The organism is Micromonospora ferruginea (genome assembly GCF_013694245.2).
Lineage (GTDB): Bacteria > Actinomycetota > Actinomycetes > Mycobacteriales > Micromonosporaceae > Micromonospora > Micromonospora robiginosa.
This window is the reverse complement of sequence record NZ_CP059322.2, coordinates 6,184,413-6,204,140: the sequence shown is the minus strand read 5'-3', so window position 1 is coordinate 6,204,140 and position 19,728 is coordinate 6,184,413. Positions and strand designations below refer to the sequence as shown.

Annotated in this window: 23 protein-coding genes and 4 tRNA genes; 3 read left to right on the top strand and 24 right to left on the bottom strand. The window is 67.2% G+C overall.

Features of this window, described 5'->3' with window-relative positions; genetic code table 11:
• Positions 1–204: 204 nt before the first annotated feature.
• The 18 genes from rplL to H1D33_RS27875 all read right to left on the bottom strand — a co-directional run bounded on the left by rplL (position 205) and on the right by H1D33_RS27875 (position 11,665).
• Positions 205–594 (bottom strand): 50S ribosomal protein L7/L12, encoded by a 390-nt coding sequence (gene rplL, locus H1D33_RS27960; RefSeq protein WP_089155263.1) that lies wholly within the window; start codon positions 592–594, stop codon positions 205–207.
• Positions 595–648: 54 nt separating this feature from the next.
• Entirely contained in the window at positions 649–1,197 is a 549-nt protein-coding gene (gene rplJ / locus H1D33_RS27955) for a 50S ribosomal protein L10 (protein ID WP_181570347.1), read from the bottom strand.
• Positions 1,198–1,512: 315 nt separating this feature from the next.
• Positions 1,513–2,202 (bottom strand): hypothetical protein, encoded by a 690-nt coding sequence (locus H1D33_RS27950; protein WP_181570348.1) that lies wholly within the window; start codon positions 2,200–2,202, stop codon positions 1,513–1,515.
• Positions 2,199–3,224 carry an ABC transporter ATP-binding protein gene (locus tag H1D33_RS27945; protein WP_246411824.1) on the bottom strand — a complete coding sequence of 342 codons (1,026 nt, stop codon included), beginning with the start codon at positions 3,222–3,224 and terminating at the stop codon, positions 2,199–2,201. The genes H1D33_RS27950 and H1D33_RS27945 overlap by 4 nt, the downstream gene beginning before the upstream one ends.
• 82 nt (positions 3,225–3,306) lie before the next feature.
• Entirely contained in the window at positions 3,307–4,020 is a 714-nt protein-coding gene (rplA, locus tag H1D33_RS27940) for a 50S ribosomal protein L1 (RefSeq protein WP_181570349.1), read from the bottom strand.
• A gap of 83 nt (positions 4,021–4,103) precedes the next feature.
• A complete protein-coding gene (gene rplK / locus H1D33_RS27935; protein ID WP_091065740.1) occupies positions 4,104–4,535 on the bottom strand; it encodes a 50S ribosomal protein L11 in 432 nt (143 codons plus the stop codon).
• A gap of 152 nt (positions 4,536–4,687) precedes the next feature.
• Complete coding sequence (gene nusG, locus H1D33_RS27930) at positions 4,688–5,410, bottom strand: transcription termination/antitermination protein NusG (RefSeq protein ID WP_181570350.1); 723 nt, start codon at positions 5,408–5,410, stop codon at positions 4,688–4,690.
• Positions 5,411–5,445: 35 nt separating this feature from the next.
• The gene (gene secE, locus H1D33_RS27925; protein WP_181570351.1) at positions 5,446–5,850 is read right to left on the bottom strand and encodes a preprotein translocase subunit SecE; all 405 of its coding nucleotides are present in this window, start codon (positions 5,848–5,850) and stop codon (positions 5,446–5,448) included.
• Positions 5,851–6,066: 216 nt separating this feature from the next.
• Positions 6,067–6,139: transfer RNA gene (locus H1D33_RS27920), tRNA-Trp, on the bottom strand.
• Between the two features lie 127 nt (positions 6,140–6,266).
• Positions 6,267–6,659 carry a MaoC family dehydratase gene (locus H1D33_RS27915; protein WP_181572557.1) on the bottom strand — a complete coding sequence of 131 codons (393 nt, stop codon included), beginning with the start codon at positions 6,657–6,659 and terminating at the stop codon, positions 6,267–6,269.
• 2 nt (positions 6,660–6,661) lie between these two features.
• Complete coding sequence (locus H1D33_RS27910) at positions 6,662–7,108, bottom strand: MaoC family dehydratase N-terminal domain-containing protein (RefSeq protein ID WP_181570352.1); 447 nt, start codon at positions 7,106–7,108, stop codon at positions 6,662–6,664.
• A gap of 122 nt (positions 7,109–7,230) precedes the next feature.
• A complete protein-coding gene (gene rpmG / locus H1D33_RS27905) occupies positions 7,231–7,398 on the bottom strand; it encodes a 50S ribosomal protein L33 (RefSeq protein ID WP_013288652.1) in 168 nt (55 codons plus the stop codon).
• A gap of 131 nt (positions 7,399–7,529) precedes the next feature.
• A tRNA-Met gene (locus H1D33_RS27900) sits at positions 7,530–7,602 on the bottom strand.
• Between the two features lie 25 nt (positions 7,603–7,627).
• Positions 7,628–7,700, bottom strand: a tRNA-Thr gene (locus tag H1D33_RS27895).
• Between the two features lie 95 nt (positions 7,701–7,795).
• Positions 7,796–10,321, bottom strand: a complete 2,526-nt coding sequence (locus H1D33_RS27890; RefSeq protein WP_181570353.1) for a putative bifunctional diguanylate cyclase/phosphodiesterase — start codon at positions 10,319–10,321, stop codon at positions 7,796–7,798.
• Between the two features lie 567 nt (positions 10,322–10,888).
• A complete protein-coding gene (locus H1D33_RS27885; RefSeq protein WP_181570354.1) occupies positions 10,889–11,146 on the bottom strand; it encodes a hypothetical protein in 258 nt (85 codons plus the stop codon).
• Between the two features lie 100 nt (positions 11,147–11,246).
• The gene (locus tag H1D33_RS27880; RefSeq protein ID WP_181570355.1) at positions 11,247–11,498 is read right to left on the bottom strand and encodes a hypothetical protein; all 252 of its coding nucleotides are present in this window, start codon (positions 11,496–11,498) and stop codon (positions 11,247–11,249) included.
• Entirely contained in the window at positions 11,486–11,665 is a 180-nt protein-coding gene (locus H1D33_RS27875) for a hypothetical protein (protein WP_181570356.1), read from the bottom strand. The genes H1D33_RS27880 and H1D33_RS27875 overlap by 13 nt, the downstream gene beginning before the upstream one ends.
• Before the next feature lie 213 nt (positions 11,666–11,878).
• Between H1D33_RS27875 and H1D33_RS27870 the strand changes: the two genes are divergently transcribed.
• Complete coding sequence (locus H1D33_RS27870; RefSeq protein WP_181570357.1) at positions 11,879–12,757, top strand: helix-turn-helix domain-containing protein; 879 nt, start codon at positions 11,879–11,881, stop codon at positions 12,755–12,757.
• On the top strand, positions 12,750–12,947 hold the full coding sequence (locus tag H1D33_RS27865) for a DUF397 domain-containing protein (protein WP_181570358.1): 198 nt from the start codon (positions 12,750–12,752) through the stop codon (positions 12,945–12,947). Before H1D33_RS27870 ends, H1D33_RS27865 begins: the two co-directional genes overlap by 8 nt.
• Positions 12,948–12,995: 48 nt before the next feature.
• On the opposite strand, the gene H1D33_RS27860 is transcribed toward H1D33_RS27865, so the two are convergent.
• The 6 genes from H1D33_RS27860 to H1D33_RS27835 form a co-directional block, all read right to left on the bottom strand.
• Positions 12,996–13,223 carry a hypothetical protein gene (locus H1D33_RS27860; protein ID WP_181570359.1) on the bottom strand — a complete coding sequence of 76 codons (228 nt, stop codon included), beginning with the start codon at positions 13,221–13,223 and terminating at the stop codon, positions 12,996–12,998.
• A gap of 449 nt (positions 13,224–13,672) precedes the next feature.
• Positions 13,673–15,079, bottom strand: coding sequence for a hypothetical protein (locus tag H1D33_RS27855; RefSeq protein WP_181570360.1), 1,407 nt, complete (start codon positions 15,077–15,079; stop codon positions 13,673–13,675).
• Positions 15,076–15,687 carry a hypothetical protein gene (locus H1D33_RS27850; RefSeq protein ID WP_181570361.1) on the bottom strand — a complete coding sequence of 204 codons (612 nt, stop codon included), beginning with the start codon at positions 15,685–15,687 and terminating at the stop codon, positions 15,076–15,078. Before H1D33_RS27850 ends, H1D33_RS27855 begins: the two co-directional genes overlap by 4 nt.
• A gap of 536 nt (positions 15,688–16,223) precedes the next feature.
• The gene (locus H1D33_RS27845; RefSeq protein WP_181570362.1) at positions 16,224–17,414 is read right to left on the bottom strand and encodes a DUF262 domain-containing protein; all 1,191 of its coding nucleotides are present in this window, start codon (positions 17,412–17,414) and stop codon (positions 16,224–16,226) included.
• A gap of 10 nt (positions 17,415–17,424) precedes the next feature.
• Positions 17,425–18,063 (bottom strand): hypothetical protein, encoded by a 639-nt coding sequence (locus tag H1D33_RS27840; RefSeq protein ID WP_181570363.1) that lies wholly within the window; start codon positions 18,061–18,063, stop codon positions 17,425–17,427.
• Between the two features lie 890 nt (positions 18,064–18,953).
• Positions 18,954–19,037 (bottom strand) — tRNA-Tyr (locus H1D33_RS27835).
• A gap of 147 nt (positions 19,038–19,184) precedes the next feature.
• Between H1D33_RS27835 and H1D33_RS27830 the strand changes: the two genes are divergently transcribed.
• Entirely contained in the window at positions 19,185–19,679 is a 495-nt protein-coding gene (locus tag H1D33_RS27830) for a YajQ family cyclic di-GMP-binding protein (protein WP_091066126.1), read from the top strand.
• Positions 19,680–19,728: the final 49 nt, after the last annotated feature.

Genomic DNA, 19,728 nt, shown 5'->3' with positions numbered 1-19,728 from the left:
CGCTCGGGGTGTCTTTCCCACCGACGGACTACCGGCAACGCCTCCCTGGGAGGTCGGTGCGAGCACCCTGTACGCCCAGCTCACGCCGCTGGCACCGGGTAGCGCCAACACGACGGGCGGTGATCCGGTTCCGGATCACCGCCCGTCGTAACGCGGTTGTGCCCGGGCTCACGTGAGCCGGACGCGCGTCAGGTCAGACCAAGGTCACTTGAGGGTGACCTTGGCGCCCTCGCCCTCGAGCTTGGCCTTGGCCTTCTCGGCGGTCTCCTTGTTGGCCTTCTCCAGGACGGCCTTCGGAGCGGCCTCGACCAGGTCCTTGGCCTCCTTGAGGCCCAGGCCGGTCAGCTCGCGCACGACCTTGATGACCTGGATCTTCTTGCCACCGTCGGCGTCGAGGATGACGTCGAACTCGTCCTTCTCCTCCTCGGCCGGGGCGGCGGCGGCGCCACCGGCGCCACCGGCAGCGGCGACCGCGACCGGAGCGGCGGCGGTGACCTCGAAGGTCTCCTCGAACTGCTTCACGAACTCGGAGAGCTCGATCAGCGTCATCTCCTTGAACGCGTCGAGCAGCTCGTCGGTGCTGAGCTTCGCCATGTCTGGCGTCCTTTCCTCAAAGAATTAACTAAGAACGTGGTGCGCCGCGGGGCCTCAGGCCGCCTCGGCGCCCTCCTGCTCGCGCTTCTTGTCCGCCAGGGCGGCCGCCGCGCGGGCGGCCTTGGAGAGCGGAGCCTGGAACAGGGCCGCGGCCTTGCTCAGGTTGCCCTTCATGGCGCCGGCCAGCTTGGCCAGCAGCACCTCGCGGGACTCCAGGTCGGCGAGCTTCGTGACCTCGGCCGCGGAAATGGCCCTGCCCTCGAAGACACCGCCCTTGATGACGAGCTTCGGGTTGGCCTTCGCGAAGTCGCGAAGACCCTTCGCCGCCTCGACGACGTCGCCCGAAACGAAAGTCAGCGCGGTAGGACCGGTGAACAGCTCGTCGAGGCCGGAGATGCCCGCATCGGCCGCGGCACGCTTGGCCAGCGTGTTCTTCGCGACCGTGTAGCTGGTCTCCTTGCCGAGCGTGCGCCGCAGCTGGGTGAGCTGCGAAACCGTGAGCCCGCGGTACTCGGTCAGCACGGTGGCGCCCGACGAGCGGAAGCTCTCGGTCAGCTCGGCGACGGCCGTGGCCTTGTCGGCCCGGATCGGCTTGTCCGCCATGTCCCTCCTCTCTCGTTACTCGGAGCTGGCACGCCGGCGACGAGAGAACTCGCGACGGCGGCGGAGGCGCCACGACAACGAAAAAGCCCCGGCGCGGGGCGCACGGGGCGAGGGCCGGGATCATGGGCACAGTCGGCGGACCGTGTATGACACCGAGTTTCGCTTGCCGCCCTGCGCGGGTCGCCCGTCGTCGCGGGACCTTCGACCGTGCCGGGGCACGGTGACCAGCGGTCTGTGGGTGGAACTACCGCACCAGGTTACGCGACCGCGCCACGCGCGCCAAATCGCCCCCGGGTGCTCCCGGTCACCCGTCGCTCAGGCGCGGGTGCGGCGGACCCAGGCGTAGCCGGCCAGCGCCACCGCCGACCAGAGCGCCGCCCAGCCGGTGAGCAGCAGCCCGGTGCCGGACGCGACCGGCCCGGTGACCGCCCGCGCGGTCGCCATCAACGGCGGGACCAGCCACGGCACCAGCGAACCGGACAACCCGAACACCACGAACCCGACCGAGCCGACCGCCAGCACGGCCACCCCGTAGCCGGCGCTGCGGGTGATCGCCCGGCTGGCCAACGCGCCGAGGGCCACCGCCGCCGGCAGGGCGAGCAGGTGCGCCCACAGCCCGAGCGCCACGCCGACCAGGGCCGGCCGCCCGTCCGGCCCGGCCGCCGGGGTGAGCCCGCCGAGCGGCCACGGCAGCACCAACGCCACCGCCACCACGGCGAGCCCGGCCAGCGTCGCGGCGAGCAGCCCGGCCGCCCGCTCGCGGGCCGGCCCGACCACCACCTGGGCCAGCCGGCGCTGCACGTCGGGCTCGATGTCGAGCAGGATCTTGGTCTGCCAGGCCAGCACCGGGAAGAGCACCACCGCGGAGACGCCGTAGGCCTCCGCCGGCCGGGCCCGGCCACCGCCGTAGAGGATGCCGAGGGCGAGCAGGCCGGCCAGCACCGGCGCCAGCGCCCGTCCGGTACGCACGAAGCCGGCGAGCCGCAGCCGCACCAGCGCGATCACCCGCTCACCTCCGACGTCACCCCGGAGCGGCCGGCGTCGCCGCCCGGTGCCTCCCGGGCGACATCGGACACCACGCCCGGAGCGCCACCGGCCCTCGCCCCGGAGCCGACCTCGGACACCACGCCGGGAGCGCCGCCGGGAACCGCCTCGGACACCACACCCGGAGCGCCACCGGCCCTCGTCCCGGAGCCGACCTCGGACACCACGCCGGGAGCGCCGCCGGGAACCGCCTCGGGGTCGGCGGGGCACGGGGTCACGCTCCGCTCGGGTGACCCGGCGGCGGGCGGGACGGCGTGGTCGCGTATCCGGAGGATCTGGTGGCCGTCGGCGCGCAGGCGGGCGACGGCGGCGGCGAGGCCCGCGGCCGGCACCGCCAGCTCGACCACCGCGACGGCCGAGCCGTCGGACGGCGCCGCCTCGGTCAGCGTGCCGTCGGCGACCGACCAGTGCCGCGCGCCGGGCAACCGGACCGTCTCGCCCCGGTGGTCGCTGACCAGGACCGCGCCGCCGCCGGCCAGCACCTCGCCGATCATCTCGGGGACCAGCTCGCGGGCGGCCGCGTCGAGCCCCTCCCAGGGCTCGTCGAGCACCAGCAGGCCTGGCGGGCGCAGCATCGCCTGCGCCAGGCCGACCTTCTGCGCGGTGCCCTTGGACAACTGCGGCAGGCGCACGTCGTGGAAGCGGGTCAGGCCCAGGCGCTCGACCCAGTGGGCCACCGCCCGGTCGGCGGCCGGCCCGGACAGGCCGGCGACGCGGCCCATCGCGGACAGGTAGGCCCCGACGGTGAACGGTTGGTCGGCCGGGAAGCGCTCCGGCACCCAGCCGACGACCGCCGGCCGGTCGACCACCCGGCCCCGGCTCGGTCGCAGCACCCCCGCGGCGAGCTGGAGCAGCGTGGACTTGCCCACCCCGTTGCGGCCGAGCACGACCGCGACCTCACCCGCGCCGATCGTCGCGTCGACCTGCCGCAACACCCACGGGCCGTGCCGTCGATAGCGGAGCCAGACCCCGTCGAGCCGCATCCGCCGAGCCTGCCACACCGGACAGACGAACGGGGCCCCGCCACGGTGTGGTGGCGGGACCACGTTCGGGACGTGCGGTTGCTCAGGCTTCCGAGCCTTCCTGCAGGTTCTTGACCACCTTCGGGTCCACCGGGACGCCCGGGCCCATGGTGGTGGTCAGGGTGACCTTCCGGAGGTAGGTGCCCTTGGCCGCGGACGGCTTGGCGCGCAGCACCTCGTCCAGCACCGCGGCGTAGTTGTCGACCAGCTGGGCCTCGGAGAAGGAGGCCTTGCCGATGATCAGGTGCAGGTTCGAGTGCTTGTCCACCCGGAAGGTGATCTTGCCACCCTTGATGTCCGCGACCGCCTTGGTGACGTCCATGGTCACGGTGCCGGTCTTCGGGTTCGGCATCAGGCCGCGCGGGCCCAGGATCCGCGCGATCCGGCCGATCTTGGCCATCTGGTCCGGGGTGGCGATGGCGGCGTCGAAGTCCAGCCAACCACCCTGGATGCGGGCGACCAGCTCGTCGGTGCCCACCTCGTCCGCGCCCGCCGCGGCGGCCTCCTCGGCCTTCGCGCCGGCGGCGAAGACGATCACGCGGGCGGTCTTACCGGTGCCGTGCGGCAGGTTGACCACGCCGCGGACCATCTGGTCCGCCTTGCGGGGGTCGACGCCGAGGCGCATCGCGACCTCGACCGTGGCGTCGAACTTGACGTTGGTGTTCTCCTTGGCCAGCTTGACGGCCTCGGCGGGGGCGTAGAGCTTCGACCGGTCGATGACCTCGGCGGCCTTGCGGTAGCTCTTGCTGCGCTGCATTTCTGGTGACTCCTGTGGTCTCTGGCGGGCGCGCGGGATCGCGGCCCTCCCACGAACGGATCGGGTGGAGCGGTGGAGCGAGATCAGTCGGCGACGGTCAGGCCCATCGACCGGGCGGTGCCGGCGATGATCTTCTCGGCCTGGTCGATGTCGTTGGCGTTGAGGTCCGCCATCTTCTTCTCGGCGATCTCGCGCAGCTGGGCGCGGGTCACCGAGCCGACCTTCTCCTTGTGCGGGACGCCCGAGCCCTTCTGCACACCGGCGGCCTTGATCAGCAGCCGGGCGGCGGGCGGGGTCTTCAGCACGAAGGTGAAGGTGCGGTCCTCGTAGACGCTGATCTCGGCGGGGACGACGTCGCCCCGCTGGGACTCGGTCTGCGCGTTGTAGGACTTGCAGAACTCCATGATGTTCACGCCGTGCTGGCCGAGCGCCGGGCCGACCGGCGGCGCCGGGGTGGCCTGGCCCGCCGGGAGCTGAAGCGTGAACGTCTTGACGAGCTTCTTCTTCGGAGGCATGTCTCTTCCTGGGGCTTGAAACTGGGATTCTCCGCCGCCCGCGGGCGCGCACGGTCAGCGCGGTGCGGACGGCCGACGTTCAAGAGTAGCGCAGTCCCACACGACACCGGCGGCCGGCCCGCGAAGGCCGACCGCCGGTGCGGACGTGCGCGTCAGATCTTGGCGACCTGGTTGAAGTTCAGCTCGACCGGCGTCTCCCGGCCGAAGATCGACACCAGCACCTTGAGCTTCTGCTGGTCGGCGTTGATCTCGCTGATCGTCGCCGGCAGCGACGCGAACGCGCCGTCGGTGACGGTGACCGAGTCGCCGACCTCGAAGTCGAGGACCTTGATCTCGGGCTTGGCCTTCTTCTGCTCGGTCTCGACCGCCGGCGCGAGCCACTTGAGCACCTCGTCGAGGCTCAGCGGCGCCGGCCGGTCGGCCCGGTCGGTGGCACCGACGAAGCCGGTGACCCCCGGGGTGTTCCGGACGCAGGAGTAGGACTCGGCGGTCAACTCCATCCGGACCAGGATGTAGCCCGGGAAGACCTTCGCCTGCACCTGCGACCGCTTGCCGTTCTTGACCTCGACCTCTTCCCGGGTCGGCACCTCGACCTGGTAGATGAAGTCCTCCATGTCGAGGGAGGTGATCCGGGTCTCGAGGTTGGTCTTGACCTTGTTCTCGTAGCCGGCGTACGAGTGCACCACGTACCAGTCGCCGGGCGCGTAGCGCAGCTTCTGGCGCAGCTCGGCGACCGGGTCGAAGTCTTCGTCCGGGGCCGGCTCGGTGGTCGGGAACTCCGGCTCGCTGGCGGCCTCGACCGACTCGTTGCTGTCCGCCGTCGCCACCGCGGACTGCTCGTCCGGGGTCTCGGCGGTCTCGTCGTACTCAGGCACGCTCGCTCACTTCCGTCAGTATCGCTGTCCGCAGGTCAGCTGGGGTTGCCGAAGACCCACAGCACCGCCTTGGCGAAGCCGTAGTCCAGGAGAGCCACGATCGCCAGCATCACCGCGACGAAGGTGACCACCACCGCCGTGTAGGTCAGCAGCTCCTTGCGGGTCGGCCAGATGACCTTACGCAGTTCGGCCACGACCTCGCGGAAGAACCGCGCGATGCGGGCGAAGAGCCCGATCCGCTCGGTGTCCTTGCGCGTCTTGCGGCCCTCGGCCGGCTCGGCGTGCGCCCGCTTGCGGGTCGCGGTGCCGCCCCGGGATACCGGCTCGTCCGCGTCGGCGGCGTCGTCGGCCACATCGTCGTCGGCAACGCCGTCGACGGTCGCGTCGTCGTTCAGACGCTCGTCGCCGTCGTCCTCGCCGCGCCGCTTCTTCTCGGCCACTTCGCCCTCCGTGCGGGGTATGGGGTCGCACGCCGGGCGGCGTGCGCGGCGTGTTGGTCACGCCGGCCGGACCAACCGTCCCGCGACGGGCCGCGGCCGGCGGACCGGCCGGGAGTGCCCCGATCGCCTCGGAACCACCCCACCGGTGCCACCACCACGGGCCGGACGCCGCCGCGAACGGCGGCGCGACCCACGGGAACGGTCAGGCCTGAGGCGCAGGGGTGACAGGACTTGAACCTGCAGCCTGCGGTTTTGGAGACCGCTGCTCTGCCAATTGAGCTACACCCCTGTGCGGCAACTCACCTCCACCCGGACACGCTGTGCCGAGCGGGGGTCACTTGCCCCACGGCGGACCAGTGTACGGGTAGTCGTACGACTTTCCCAACCGGTCCACCCCTCGCGCGTCGGTCCGCTCTTCAGCGCGGGGTGCGGACCAACGCGCGGGCCTGCGACAGCACCTTCTCGCCCCGGCAGGTGGCGGTGATGTCGAGCCTGGTCAACCCGTCCTCGGTGACCTCCTTGACCACGGCGGCCACCTCGATCTCGGTGCCCTCGTCGGTGTCCGGGACGACCACCGGCCGGGTGAAACGGACGCCGAAGTCGACCACCGCGTCCGGCGCGCCGGCCCAGCCGGCGACCGCACGGCCGACCAGCGCCATGGTGAACATGCCGTGGGCGATGACGCCCGGCAGGCCCACACCGGTGGCGGTCCGGTCGCTCCAGTGGATCGGGTTGAAGTCGCCCGAGGCGCCCGCGTAGCGGACCAGGTCCGCCCGGGTCACCCGGTAGGTCTGCACCGGCAGCTCCATGGTCACGCCTCCCCGCGTACGACGATCTTGGCCCAGACCGCGACCACCGGCTCACCGTCCACCGTGCTCACGTCCGTGCGGGTGGTCAGGAAGCCGTGCCCGCCCCGGGTGCTCACGTCCTCGATGGTGTTCACGCAGACCAGCTCGTCACCGGCCACCACCGGCCGGGTGTACGCGAACCGCTGGTCGCCGTGCACCACCCGGCTGTAGTCGACGCCCAGCTCGGGGTCGTTGACGATCTGCCGGCTGGCCGCCATGGTCACCAGCACCGGGAAGGTCGGCGGCGCCACCACGTCGGCGTGGCCGAGCGCGCGGGCCGCCTCCGGGTCGTGGTGCGCCGGGTCGGTCGCCCCGATGGCGGTGGCGAACTCGCGGATCTTTTCTCGGCCCACCAGGTAGGGGGCGGTCGGCGGATAGGTCCGGCCGACGAAGGACGGGTCCAGGGACATGCCGCGAACCTACACGGAAAACACGAACGCCGATCCGAGCGGTCGGGTGGCCCTGCGGGCCGCGCGACCGGGCGGATCGGCGTTCGGGAAAGCTGCTGCGGGCCGGCGACGCCGGCCGTGGGTCAGCGGGTCTCGCGGTGGACGGTGTGCTTGCCGTCCCGGGGGCAGAACTTCTTCAGCTCGATGCGGTCCGGGTCGTTACGACGGTTCTTGCGCGTGATGTAGTTGCGCTCCTTGCACTCCACACACGCCAAAGTGATCTTCGGCCGGACATCGGTCGCCTTCGCCACGGCGGAGTGCCTTCCTCGCTCACGGATATCAACTACGGCGTGTCAGCCTACGCGCTGACGACGCGGACATGCAAAGTGGGCGCCTGTGGCGCCCATCCCACCGGCCACCGGGCGAACCCGGAGGACGAGAGTAGCGGTGGCCGGAATTGAACCGGCGACACAGCGATTATGAGCCGCTTGCTCTGCCATCTGAGCTACACCGCCGTGGCGGGTCCAGCCGGACCCTTTGAGCCCCCTTACGGAATCGAACCGTAGACCTTCTCCTTACCATGGAGACGCTCTGCCGACTGAGCTAAGGGGGCCTGCTCGATCACCCTTCGGGTGCCGCGCAGAGGAAACAGTACACGACCGCGTCGCCGAGGTGAAATCGGATCCCCCCGACAGGTGTCGCGCCTGATCAGGGCACCACACGCAGGCGCGGAAGCTCCCCGGCGACGATCGTCTCCGGATCGACCTGGGCGCCGAACCAGGCCTCCAGGCGCTCGTACGGCAGCGGCCGGCTGAACAGGAAGCCCTGGCCGATCTCGCAGCCGATGTCCTGGAGCAGTTCCAGCGTCAGCTCGCTCTCCACACCCTCGGCCACCACGGTCAGGCCGAACTGCTGGGAGAGCGTCACCACCGCGTTGACGATGGCCAGGTCGCCCGGATCGGTCGCCATCCCCTGCACGAACGACCGGTCCACCTTCACCTCGTGCACCGGCAGCCGGCGCAACTGGGCCAGGGACGAGTTGCCGGTGCCGAAGTCGTCCACGGAGAGCCGGACACCGAGGTCGCGGAGGCTGCGCAGGGTCGGGATGGGACGTTCGGTGCCGTCCAGGACACCCGACTCGGTGATCTCCAGCGTGAGCCGCTGCGGGGGTACGTCGTACTCCTCCAGCAGGTCGCGCACGAGCGCCGGGAAGTGCTGGTCGTTGAGCGTACGCGCGGCGAGGTTGACCGAGACGGAGAGCGCCTGCTCCCCGTGGCTCCAGTCGCGACTGCGCCGCAGGCTCTCCCGGAGCACGAACTCGGTGAGCCGGCCGAGCTGGCCGGTGTGCTCGGCCACCGCCACGAAGTCGTCCGGCTCGACCGCGCCGTGCGCCGGGTGCTCCCAGCGGGCCAGGCACTCCACGCCCACCAGGCGGCGGTCCCGCAGCGTCACCTTGGGCTGGAAGTAGACCTCCAGGTCGCCGTCGGCCAACGCCCGCTCCAGGTCGCCGGCGAGGCCCAGCCGGCGCAGCGAGCGGGACTCCAGCGCCGGGCTGTAGAGCTGCACACTGCCCGGCACCGACTTGGCCGCGGTCGCGGCCAGGTCGACCCGCTGGAGCAGTGCCACCGCGTCGCCGCCGTGGTCGGGGTGCACGGCCACGCCGACCGCGGTGTCCACGTCCAGGGTGAGCACGTCGAAGACCATCTCGTCGCGGATCTGCTCGCGGAGCTGCGCGGCCAGCTCCAGCGCCGCGTCGGCGCTCTCCAGCCGCAGCGTCACCAGGAACTCGTCACCCCCGGCGCGGCCCACCAGCGCCGAGGAGGGCGCGCAGGCGCGCAGCCGCTCGGCCACCTCGACCAGGACCTTGTCGCCGGCGGCGTGGCCCAGCGACTCGTTGACCTGGCGCAGCCGGTCGACGTCGAAGAGCAGCAGCGCCACCACCTCGTCCGGCGCCCCGATCTTGATCGCCTCGGCCACCGCCGAGGTGAGCCGGCGCCGGTTGGGCAGCTTGGTGAGCGCGTCGTGGTCGGCGTCGTGCCGCAACCGGTCGACGAGGCGCGAGTTTTCCAGGGCCACCGCGGCGTGCGCGGCGACCGTCTCGAAGACGGGCAGGTCACGCGGCGTGAAGTGGCCGACGTCGCTGATCCGGTTGACCACCTCCAGCGTCCCGATCACCGCCTGGCCCGACCGCAGCGGCACCACGATGGCGTCCTTGACCTGCTTCACGTCGGCCACGCCGCGCAGCGCGGTGTCGGCGCCCAACTGCCGGCCGGTGGTCAACGTGCGGCCCAGGCTGCGCGCCTGCTCCCGGAACACCGCGGGGGTCGGGGCGACGTCCAGCAGGCCGGGCGCGTCGACGCGGGCGGTGAGCAGCACCTCCGGGTGACGACCCTGGGCGGGCAGCCAGAGCGTGGCGTATTCCGCCTGCATGAGCGCGCGGACCCGGTCGAGCAGCACGTCACCCAGCGCGCCCTGGGTGCTGGTGGTGATCAGGCGGGCCAGGTCGTACATGCCGGCCAGCGTGCGGTGCTGCTGGAAGAACTGGGAGTAGGAGCGGTAGACCTGCCCGAGCGCGACGAACAGGGCGGCGAGCAGCAGCGCGGACCACCAGGTCGTCTCCAACGCGATCAGGATCAGCAGGCCGACCGACGCGTTGATGGACGAGGTGAGGAAGACGGACGGGGCGGTGCGCAACGCCTCGCGGCCGGGCTGCCAACCCTGCAGGAGCACGTGCACGCCGACCACGGAGAGCAGGCTGACCAGGGTGATGGTGTTGATCGCGACGAAGAGGCTGGCCCAGGTGCCCGGCCGATCGACGCCCTGCAACGGCGGCAGGGCGAGGAGGACGAGACCGGCCAGCGAGGTCGCGGCGGCGGCCTTGGCCGCGTTGAACCACAGTTTCGCCGGCGTGAAGCGGTGCCAGACGCACCAGCCCAGCGTCGACAGCGTGTAGATGAGGACCACCGTCAGTGGTGGCAGGTAGAACAGTGCCACCACCAACGGCACTTCGGTCAGCGTCACGGCCACCGACTGGCGCCGGACGATGAAGTTGAGGACGGGGACGCTGACCGCCGTCATCACGAGGAGCAGGATGAGGCCCCAGCCCCAGTCACCGATGGGGTCGTCCGCGATGATCGCGATCGCGGTGCTGAAGACGACCGCGCTGAGCGTCAGTGGTGCGGTGATGAGCCAGGCCCGCTCCGTCGATCGGCGTCCTTGGTTCCGGCCGGCCATACCACTCCCCTGTGCCGCACGAGGCGGTCCTTGGGTCACCGGGTGATGTCGGCGGCCCAGATGACGTCGCCCAGTTGCGCTTCGTTGCTGCCGATGACGCCGGAACCAACCAGAAGGGCAGCGAGCACGAGGAGCGAGCCGAGCAGCCGGCCCAACCTTCGACCAGACATGATTGCTCCTGTCGGGAGAGTGTCACAGGGATGGTGGAGGTTCCACGATCGTGCCACACCGGTCAGGGGCAGAAAAGGAGAGAAGACCTGTGCAGCCCGAGTAGCTGTCAGGTTCCGCCGTTCGGCCCAAGCACCCACCACACGCAGCCAGGTCATCGGGTTGAAAGGCGTCCGCCGAGTCCGTCCACTGCGGATTCCGACGTTCGCCGCGAAGCGATCAAGGCACGCGAAATCTCCATCCCACCAGCACTCATGCTCGCCTGGCCCACGACCCGTCCGCAGGACGAAGTCGGCTCCGGCCATAGACCACCATACCTGCATTCGGCATGAGCGCCAGAGGGTGATTCCCTCACTCACGGCGAAACCCACCTGACGTACGCCAACCGTGGCGTGACCGTCAACGCCGGGCACGGGAGCCAACCCTCGACAACACGACGAGCAGCCCCGCCCCGACGACCAGACCGATGACGGCGAAGACGAGCGTCTGCGCCAACCAGTGCGCGCCGCCCAGGAACGAGGTGGCCAGCCAGACGCAGAGCAGCCCGGCCGCCGGCCCCGCCACCAGGGCGAGCACGATCGCGGTCAGTCGCTGGCCGTCACTGGCGTCGAGGTACGTGTTGAACCTGTCGACCGAGCGGCGACCAGAGACTGACATGTATCGCTGAATACCCGGACCCCGCACTGTCGCAAACCGGCCACCAGCGACGATCATGTGGCGATGCTCGCCGATGCCTGGTGGGCGGACACCGATACCGTCAGCGCGGCGCCTTGACCGTCCGCCGGCGGCTCGGGATGGAACCCGGCCTCAACCCGCTTCGCAGGACGAAGATCGAGCGACGGGCCACCGCGTCACCCCGCTCGTCGAGCTGGTATCCGTCCAGCCAGTTCCAGCCGTCGTAGGTGGTCCAGTCCAGGACGCGGATCAACCGGAAGTGGAACGGCTTCACGAACTGGACGCTCGCCGCCCTGCTGACGAGGAGCAGCGCGCCCGACCTCAACTCCGCCACTGCTCGCGGACCCGACGCCACGCGCGGATGCGGGCCCGCGCCACCACGACCCGAGGACACCAGCCGTACGGCCGGCAGCGGGAGCACGTGTACGCCACGTGGTAGTCGATGATCGCCCAGGACAGCGCCACCAGGAACGGCGTGTCCAGCCGCTGCTCCGGCGTCACGGCCGGCCGCCGTGGCGATGTCTGCCGCGTCGGGACATCACGCACCTCCGCTGATCGTCGGTCAGCCTCGTCAGCAGCCAACCTGGTGGAGCGGGTGCTCGATCTGCAACGTCTCAGCAAGCGATTCGAGGGAAAAGATTGACGTCGCATCATCGCTGCGTGCACGCTGGCTCGAATGAGACAGACGGGCATCTGAGGTGAGATTGGGGTCAGATGGTCGAGACGGGATCGTCCGTCCCGCGCCGCCAGCTCGGGCGGCTGCTGCGACAGGCTCGCGAGGAAGCCGGCATCAACCTGGAGGCCGCCGCCACCACGCTTGAGTGGTCGCGAGCGAAGATGTACCGCCTGGAGGCTGGCCAGACCTCGCTCCGCACCCACGACGTGAACCTGATGTGCCAGCTCTACGGCACCTCCACCGAGCTGACCGAAGTGCTCGTCTCGCTGGCCAGGGAGAGCAAGAGCAAGGGCTGGTGGCACGCCTACGGTGACGTGATCCCCGCGTGGTTCGAGCTGTACGTCGGCCTCGAAGCGGCGGCGTGTCACGTCCGGCAGTACGAACCGAACCTCATCCCCGGGCTCCTTCAGACACCGGAGTACATGTCCGCCGTCTTCGAGACCAAGCCCGGTCGCACGGCGCAGGAGGTGGCTCAGAAAGTCGCCCTCCGGATGGAGCGGCAAAAGCTTCTGGCCCGAAGAAGTCCGGCCGCGCCCCTCTTCGAGGCGATTGTCGATGAGGCCGTCCTACACCGGCCGACCGGCGACGTGGAAGCGTGGCGGGCCCAACTGGCCTATCTGGTCAATGCGGCGCAGTCGACCAACATCAGTGTCCGCGTGCTCCCGAGCAACATCGGCCCCCACCGGGCGTCGGTGGCGGGCAACTTCGTACTGCTCGACTTTCCGGCGAAGGGCACCCGGCCCGCCGAGCCGACCACGGCTTACAGCGAGTCGCTGACCGGCAGCATCTACCTCGACCGGCCGAACGAGGTAGAGGCGTACACCTCGGTTTGGGAGACTCTGTGGAACCTCGCCCTGGACGAACGCGCCTCCGAGGATCTGGTCGGCGCCCTGATCAAGGAGACCTACGATGACTGAGATGGGCACGCCTCGGTGGCGCAAGAGCAGCTACAGCGGCAACGAGGGCAACTGCGTCGAGGTGGCCGACAATCTTCCTGGCGTCGTCGGCGTGCGGGACAGCAAGGACATCGCCGGCCCGTCACTGACCTTCGCCGCCGCCCGCTGGGCTTCCTTCGTAGAGTTCGCGAAGCACCACACCAGCAATTAGTGAGCAGTTGCGGGAGGTCGTTCCGCGTTCGACCTCAGCCGGCGGGACTCATTCGTCCGCCGGCATCGGCCACACGTCCCGCGAGTCGTTGAACGGCCCGACCGGGTGCGGGTCGACGGTCAGTGCCTTCGCCCAGTGCCACCACCTGGACGGCCACCGCGGCACCGACCGCCACAGCCACCGCGTCAGGTGCACGAGAGGGACCAGTACGACCAGTCCTAAGGCGAGCAGCACCAGGAACAGCAGCACGAAGGCATAGAAGAGCCCTTGAAGCACCTATCCATCCTCGCGCATCGCCGCGACGACTCATCCGAGGGCGTGGCCGCACCTGGTACGACGAGCCGCGAAAGGCGGGACTCGTCTGGACTCAGCTAGATCAACGACACCAGAGGCTCCTTGACTGCGGAACGGGTCAACCCAGCGCGAACCGGTCGCCGTCGAAGAGCAATAGCAGTTCCCGCCTTCGGCACGGCCTCAAGGTGGCCCTGAGCGGTCGGAAGGTGACGCCGCTTGGACTCACGGGCCTGCGCGCCGTTGTCGCTGCGCTCCCGGCCACGCCACACGTCTCGGGGCTTGCGCGAACAGCGGGAAGTGCGGTCGGCCGCCGCAGAACGAGAAGCCCATGGCCGCGTCAAGGTCCGGTTGATGTGGCGGGCGGACGGCGGCCCGCCGCCAACAAGGGCGAACCGATGGCAGCGCGAACGGCAGGGTGGCTAAACAGTCCGTCATTCCCAAAGTGGGTCTTGAATTACTACTGGATCACGACCAGGGACTAGCCTCACGTCGGAATCCGGAACATTGCGATGACTAAGTTCAAGTAAAAGTCGAACTGCGGCTTGCGCCAGCTCATCGAGCGAAAAAGAGGCATTAGTGTGACCCATGGCCGTTCCGGTAACGAAGTCCGCGATCAAATTGCGTCCGCTGGACATCGCTATTGCGGCTGCCTGCGCCACCGAGTCGCCACGGTCTACTAGTTGACCGAAGTCTGGGCTGTCGACAACGTCGGCATCGCCAACTGCTTGGATCGAGATGGCGAAGTTATCCTGCTGTACTTTGACGTCGGTCATCCGGACTCCCAACTGACGGATACCCTCAACCAAGGTGGTAACCGAAACGCCGTGACGCACCTCGTGCGGAGGCAAGTCGTTCGACCGAGCGGCGAAATAGGCGATCCAGCCGTCACCGCGCAGCGCTAGACAGTCTCGTTCGATGCCCCAGTCCGCCCGTTGCCCCCCAGAGGTGGACGCACCGCTTTGGCCGAATACACGTGCTCCACGTGCTAGCAATCGATCCAGGTTCGCTTCGACTAGATAGCCCAAGTTTGGCCCTGACTCTGCCCCCAAAGCTACCACTTGTTCAAGTCGAACGCTCCGGCCAACTCTGCGCCAGAAGTGGGCGTCAGCAGTTGTCAGGGTTGCAAGGAGAAGGGAAAGATCCCCGCCTGTTAGCGGGCCAGTCAAGTTTCGATGGGAGGGGAAGTTCTCTGCAGTCCCACCCTGCCCCTCCCAGACTGCCCGGTAAAGTCGGCTGAAGCGGTTGGCCTGCTCGTCGTCCAACATGCCTTCAGCGGCTACGAGCGCCGACCTAATGGGCCCCGCCTCCAAATTCTCCGCAGCAGAGAAACCTGCGATGGCTGATTCGGTTGCACCTCTCGCGGCCTGCTCATCAATTAGGCCCAGGCCGCCACGAATTACCGCGTTACTAAGGACCGAGGTAATTGGAACGCGAGGAGAGACGAATTCCTCGATCGCGTCTGGATCCGTGATCAGTGTCCGCGCCTTCTTCGCGGCCGTCACCAAGAGTTCATGAGCAGTTGAATCCTTCTCGGATCCGGAGTCATCCAACGTGAGCATAATAGGGTGGCTAGATGCGATGACCTTAAGGTCGGCTGCTAACCATTCTGGGTTCGGATTGGTGCGTAGGAAGACCAGTCTCTCACGCCTTTCATCCGGCCAGGTCAGCACTAAGTCAGGTGCGAAGGTGTGATTGAAGTACTCAGTCTTCCTGACGCGGGCAGACTGATCGCCAGATCGCAGAAAGTTGCTGACGCTCGTTTTCAAGGAGTCGATTCGTCGATCCGGCGTGTCGAAATCTAACGCGTGGCGTAGAGCCGCGCTGAATTCGCCGCTCATTGAGACTCCTCCCCGATACCCATGAACGTCATAACCCGCTGGTAGTGGTCGCTCGTGATAACGAGACCTTCTTGCTCCTCGCAAAGCGTCAGCAGCCACAAGCGGTTGGTCAATTCGTATACAACTTGCTCGTCTAGCTTTCCCAGCGCCTCCTCGGCCGAATCCGTGCCGAATACCCGAAACATGTTGTCAGCATGAAGAAGGTGCTTTTTAATAGATTCTGCACTTCGATGTTTGTGCCAGTTTTGCGCTTGGAAAGGCGCCCAGGATAACCACAAGAGGTTGTCGCATCGATCCGGCTTCTCTTGGAAGGCTACGTAGCATTCGGCGACGAACTTCCGATACTCCGTAGCCGAATCCATCTCGTAGCGGTACGCCTTCACCTCGGCCATGAATGACTTATCATGTAGAGTGCCGCCACGGAATTTTCCCCCAAGGTCAAAGCTAAAGGGTTGACCGCCGTAGGGCCACTCGAAATGCAGCAGGTCTCTAAACACTTTGTCAGTGTTCGTGTAGATTGACGCAACGCGGGTCGAATAGTTCAGCCACCGCTTAGCTCGATCTACGCCAATGCTGCCGGTCTGCTGTCGTAGCTCGCCCGCCACCATCACTGGATGATATGCCAGGCACACGTACAGCAACAGGACCGAAGATCCACCCAGCGCGCGCCGCCTAGCTGACGACGACGCCTGTTTGGCTCTCGGCCCCCGCTGGGGGGCCCTCAGCAGGGCGATGTGCGTCGCGGGCCTATTTTGGCGCCGTCCGCACGAGACAGGTTCACCAGCCGTCGCCGACGACGTAGCCGCCCCGCTGTGCCAGCAGGCACCGATCAGCGTTCCCGCTGGTGCCGGGACGGCGACTCCAAGTTCCGCTTCAACCAACGGTCGCTTCGGCGCAATCCGAGGTCAGGGGAACACACCATGCCCCTTAGGGTGAGGCGTTGCCTCGTAGTGGTGGGCGGCAAAGAGTTGGCGGGTCATGGGGCTCCCGCTCGGACCCGTGCAGCCACGTGGAGCCCTCCCACAGCCCAGATCCTTCGGAGGACCTGCACACCGATGACTCCGCTTCCTTATCCACCGCCGTCTGCCATGGGCCGTCCGCCCATAGCGGACCCCGATCGCTACCCAACCTCACCGAGCTCACCTCACCGCACCTGCTCGTCCTCACCCTCGTCAGTCGGGATTGGTTCGAGGAGCGAGTCAAGGGTGGGAAGCTTCGCCAAATGACGGTTGTTGACGGTCCGTTCGGGGTGACCTAAGTCGTCTTGCTTCCCCGAGGGCCACACGAACTCCTCGAGCGCCCGAAGCCGCATGCGCCGACTCCCCAAGTCACTTGAATTTCGCACACCGCGCGCGTACGCGGTTACTGGCACCATTCGGTGAGATTCCGACGGCTCTTCCCCCTCGTCCTTGAAAGACAGCACGTCGCTCACCCTTGCCGCAAACTCCTCGAGGCGGGTCGCCGTTCGAGCTGCTTCATCCCGGTCGAAAGGCAGATCCTGACTGCGATCGGCGAGAGCGACGAAGAGAGTGTAGAAGTCGACCTTGCGTGACCAGCGCAGACTTGTTGGCCACTCAAACAGAAGCGAGAGTTGGGTCAGAACCTTCTCGAACTTCTCTTCGACTTCCTCTCTATCAGGGAACTCTGATTCGAAGTCCGCATACATGCGGTCAAGTCGGTCTTTCTTATTCTGAACACCATATAGAGCGGCAACCACCAGCTCGCTGACATATTCAATGTCGAGCATTCGACGGAAATCATTGCTTGTGAACAGGCCGGATTTGACCCAAAAAGAGTGCTGGCTTAGCTTGGTGACCGTTGTGATAAATTCGCCCCAGTATGTCGCCTGCCGCAACTCTTGGCGATTCAAAGCGACGTTATTCCGGTTAAGCCTCCCAAATATTTCGCGAACTTCAGCCTGCTCCAAGGAGGGCAAGGCTCGAACCACGAACTTGTATCGGAACAACTGCTGACGGGTTCCCTCGTCAAGGTCACTAAAGTAATAACCACTCAATTCACCGGACTCATCGCCGAGGGGGTATTCATCCGCGAGGTATTCGACGCAAGCGCGTATTCTTTGCTGACCGTCCACTACCACGTGCTTCTCTGAACCATCCGCGGTGACAGAGGTCTGCAGATAGAGCTCGGGTACAGGATAGCCCCGCAGAATGCTATCAATCAAATATGCCTTCTGGGCCTCTTGCCAGACCGGGTTCCTCTGAAAAGGAGGCTGCATCTCCAGTTCGTCGGCCTGGAGACGCTTCCAGAACCAGGCAACGGTTTGTTGCGTAGCATCCAAGAACCGAGCGTTAGGAATCCCGGACTGAACCTGCATATCGGTCCTCCTATTCTTGTTCGTCTAATGTGCTGAGCGCCTCAGGAACCTCACTCCCCGCATCCATGCGGTCGGCCAGGATCTTCGTTTGGAGCTTGGCAATACTCCGCACTTGATATTCACGAAGCGACTGAATGTCTCGATAAATTCTAGTCTTGACTGAGTGCCCCCTTGTGGGGTCCCTCTTTCCGGCGGCCAGAAGAGCCGTCCGCCACTCAGCTCCGAAGGGTAATCGGCCGAGCAACTTGTCGGTGGCTATAGTGCCATCGAAAACGAGCGAACTGCGATGCTCCTCAAAAAGCCTGTGCTGGTTCTTACTGCCAAGTGCAGCCACGGGACTAAGGTCCCGCAACCACCGCCATGCTTGATCGAAATGCATGACGCTGATAACAGCTACATCAATATCTGATCTCGAATGAAAGCTGGAAAAATTTTTTGATGGCGAGAGGCTAAATCCAGTGCAAGCACTGCCAACGACAATGATCGAGTATGGGTCAACCGCCAAGCCTTCAGCTAAAGCGATCTTCCATTCGACGTATTGCCTGCGAGAGGCAAACAGCCACGGAGTTCGATCAAGGACATAGTGGTTCGCGAACAGCTCTGAAGTGCTCTCCAACAGTTCGGCGGTGAGGGACTCCGCTTCATCCACCTCTACTCCAGCACATTTGGCTTAACTGGGCGGCTTACCGGAAGCATCCTAGCGCCGGCCGACCCCACGGGGAACGGGCCTTTGCCGGGCTCTTCGGCCACCCGCCAAGGTTAGGACCTGAATGCTGACGGTAGTACCCGGGCCTCGCCGGACCGCGCAAGCCCCGACTTGGCCATTTCTGCACCCGGAGATGTGTCATAAACCGGCACACGCTGCCTGCAAGCAGCCAGCTCGGGAGTGCCAACTCTCGATGGCGGGGCGGCAGTGGCGCGTCGCCATCGAGAGCCGGGTGCCGGTGTGGACATCTAGCCTCACCCGTGAGCGATCCTCAAAGACCTAGAGCAATCTCGCGCGGCTCTCGCGCGGCTCCAACTGCTGAATTTCCCTATTTTTGATCAAGGCGCCGCGCTCCGCGCGTCGCGGGGCGGTAACCCGGCCGGCGGCAAGCCGCCCCGGCCGCCTCCGGCGCCGGGGCGGAGAGCCACCGACTGCCGCCGGACCGCCGCCCCGAGTCTGCTGATCCGGCCCGACGACACGATCACGGCCAGGCGGTACGGAAGCCAACCCGGTCGGCCTCGTCGACGGTCAGGGCTTCCGACTGCCGCGCCAGTCCAGACCCAGGACTGGCTTGCCCCCGACCTCTCGCCCACAGCCGGCGACACCTCACCGCGGACCCTCAGCCGATCGCTACACGCGCGGCCCCGTCAGACCAGGCCCAGGCCACCAACCCCAGCCTTCGTAGCCACAGGAAAGCCCTCAGCAGGCAAGATCGACCTGCCCACCATCTGCCCACAACCAGTCGTCAACGGCTGGACTCAGCCAGACTCCGCTAGATCAACAAAGACGGCCCCCGAACAGCATCTCTGCTGGTCAGGGGCCGCATCTGCACCTGGTGGCGGGTAGAGGATTCGAACCTCTGAAGCTTTCGCGACGGATTTACAGTCCGCTCCCATTGGCCGCTCGGGCAACCCGCCAGGGCACCCCACCGCGTCGCAACGCGGCGGCGGAAGCAAGGATAGCGGTTGCCCCCGGCCTCTCCGCAACGGGGTACCGTCAGGGAGTCCCACGCTGGTCAGCGCGGGACGGATCAGGACACATCGCCGGACAGCAGGAGCATCAGCATGGCAGCGAACCCGTCGTTCGACATCGTGAGCAAGGTCGACCGCCAGGAGGTCGACAACGCCCTCCGCCAGGCGGAGAAGGAGCTCTCGCAGCGGTTCGACTTCCGCGGCACCGGCGCCGAGATCTCCTGGTCGGGCGAGGAGGGGATCAGCCTCCAGGCGGAGACCGAGGAGCGGGTGCGCGCCGCGCTCGACGTGTTCAAGGAGAAGCTGGTCAAGCGCAACATCTCGCTGAAGTCGCTGGACGCGGGCGACCCCAAGGCGTCCGGCAAGATCTTCAAGATCGACGCCAAGGTGATCCAGGGCATCGACACCGACAAGGCGAAGGCGATCAGCAAGAAGATCCGCGACGAGGGCCCGAAGGGCGTCCAGGCGCAGATCCAGGGCGACCAGCTCCGCGTGACCGGCAAGAAGAAGGACGACCTCCAGGCCGTCATCGCGCTGCTCAAGGGCGAGGACTTCGGCGTGGCGCTCCAGTTCAACAACTACCGCTGACCGCGAGCGGGCTTCTGCCCTGAGGCAACTTCGTTGAGTTGAGGGCCCG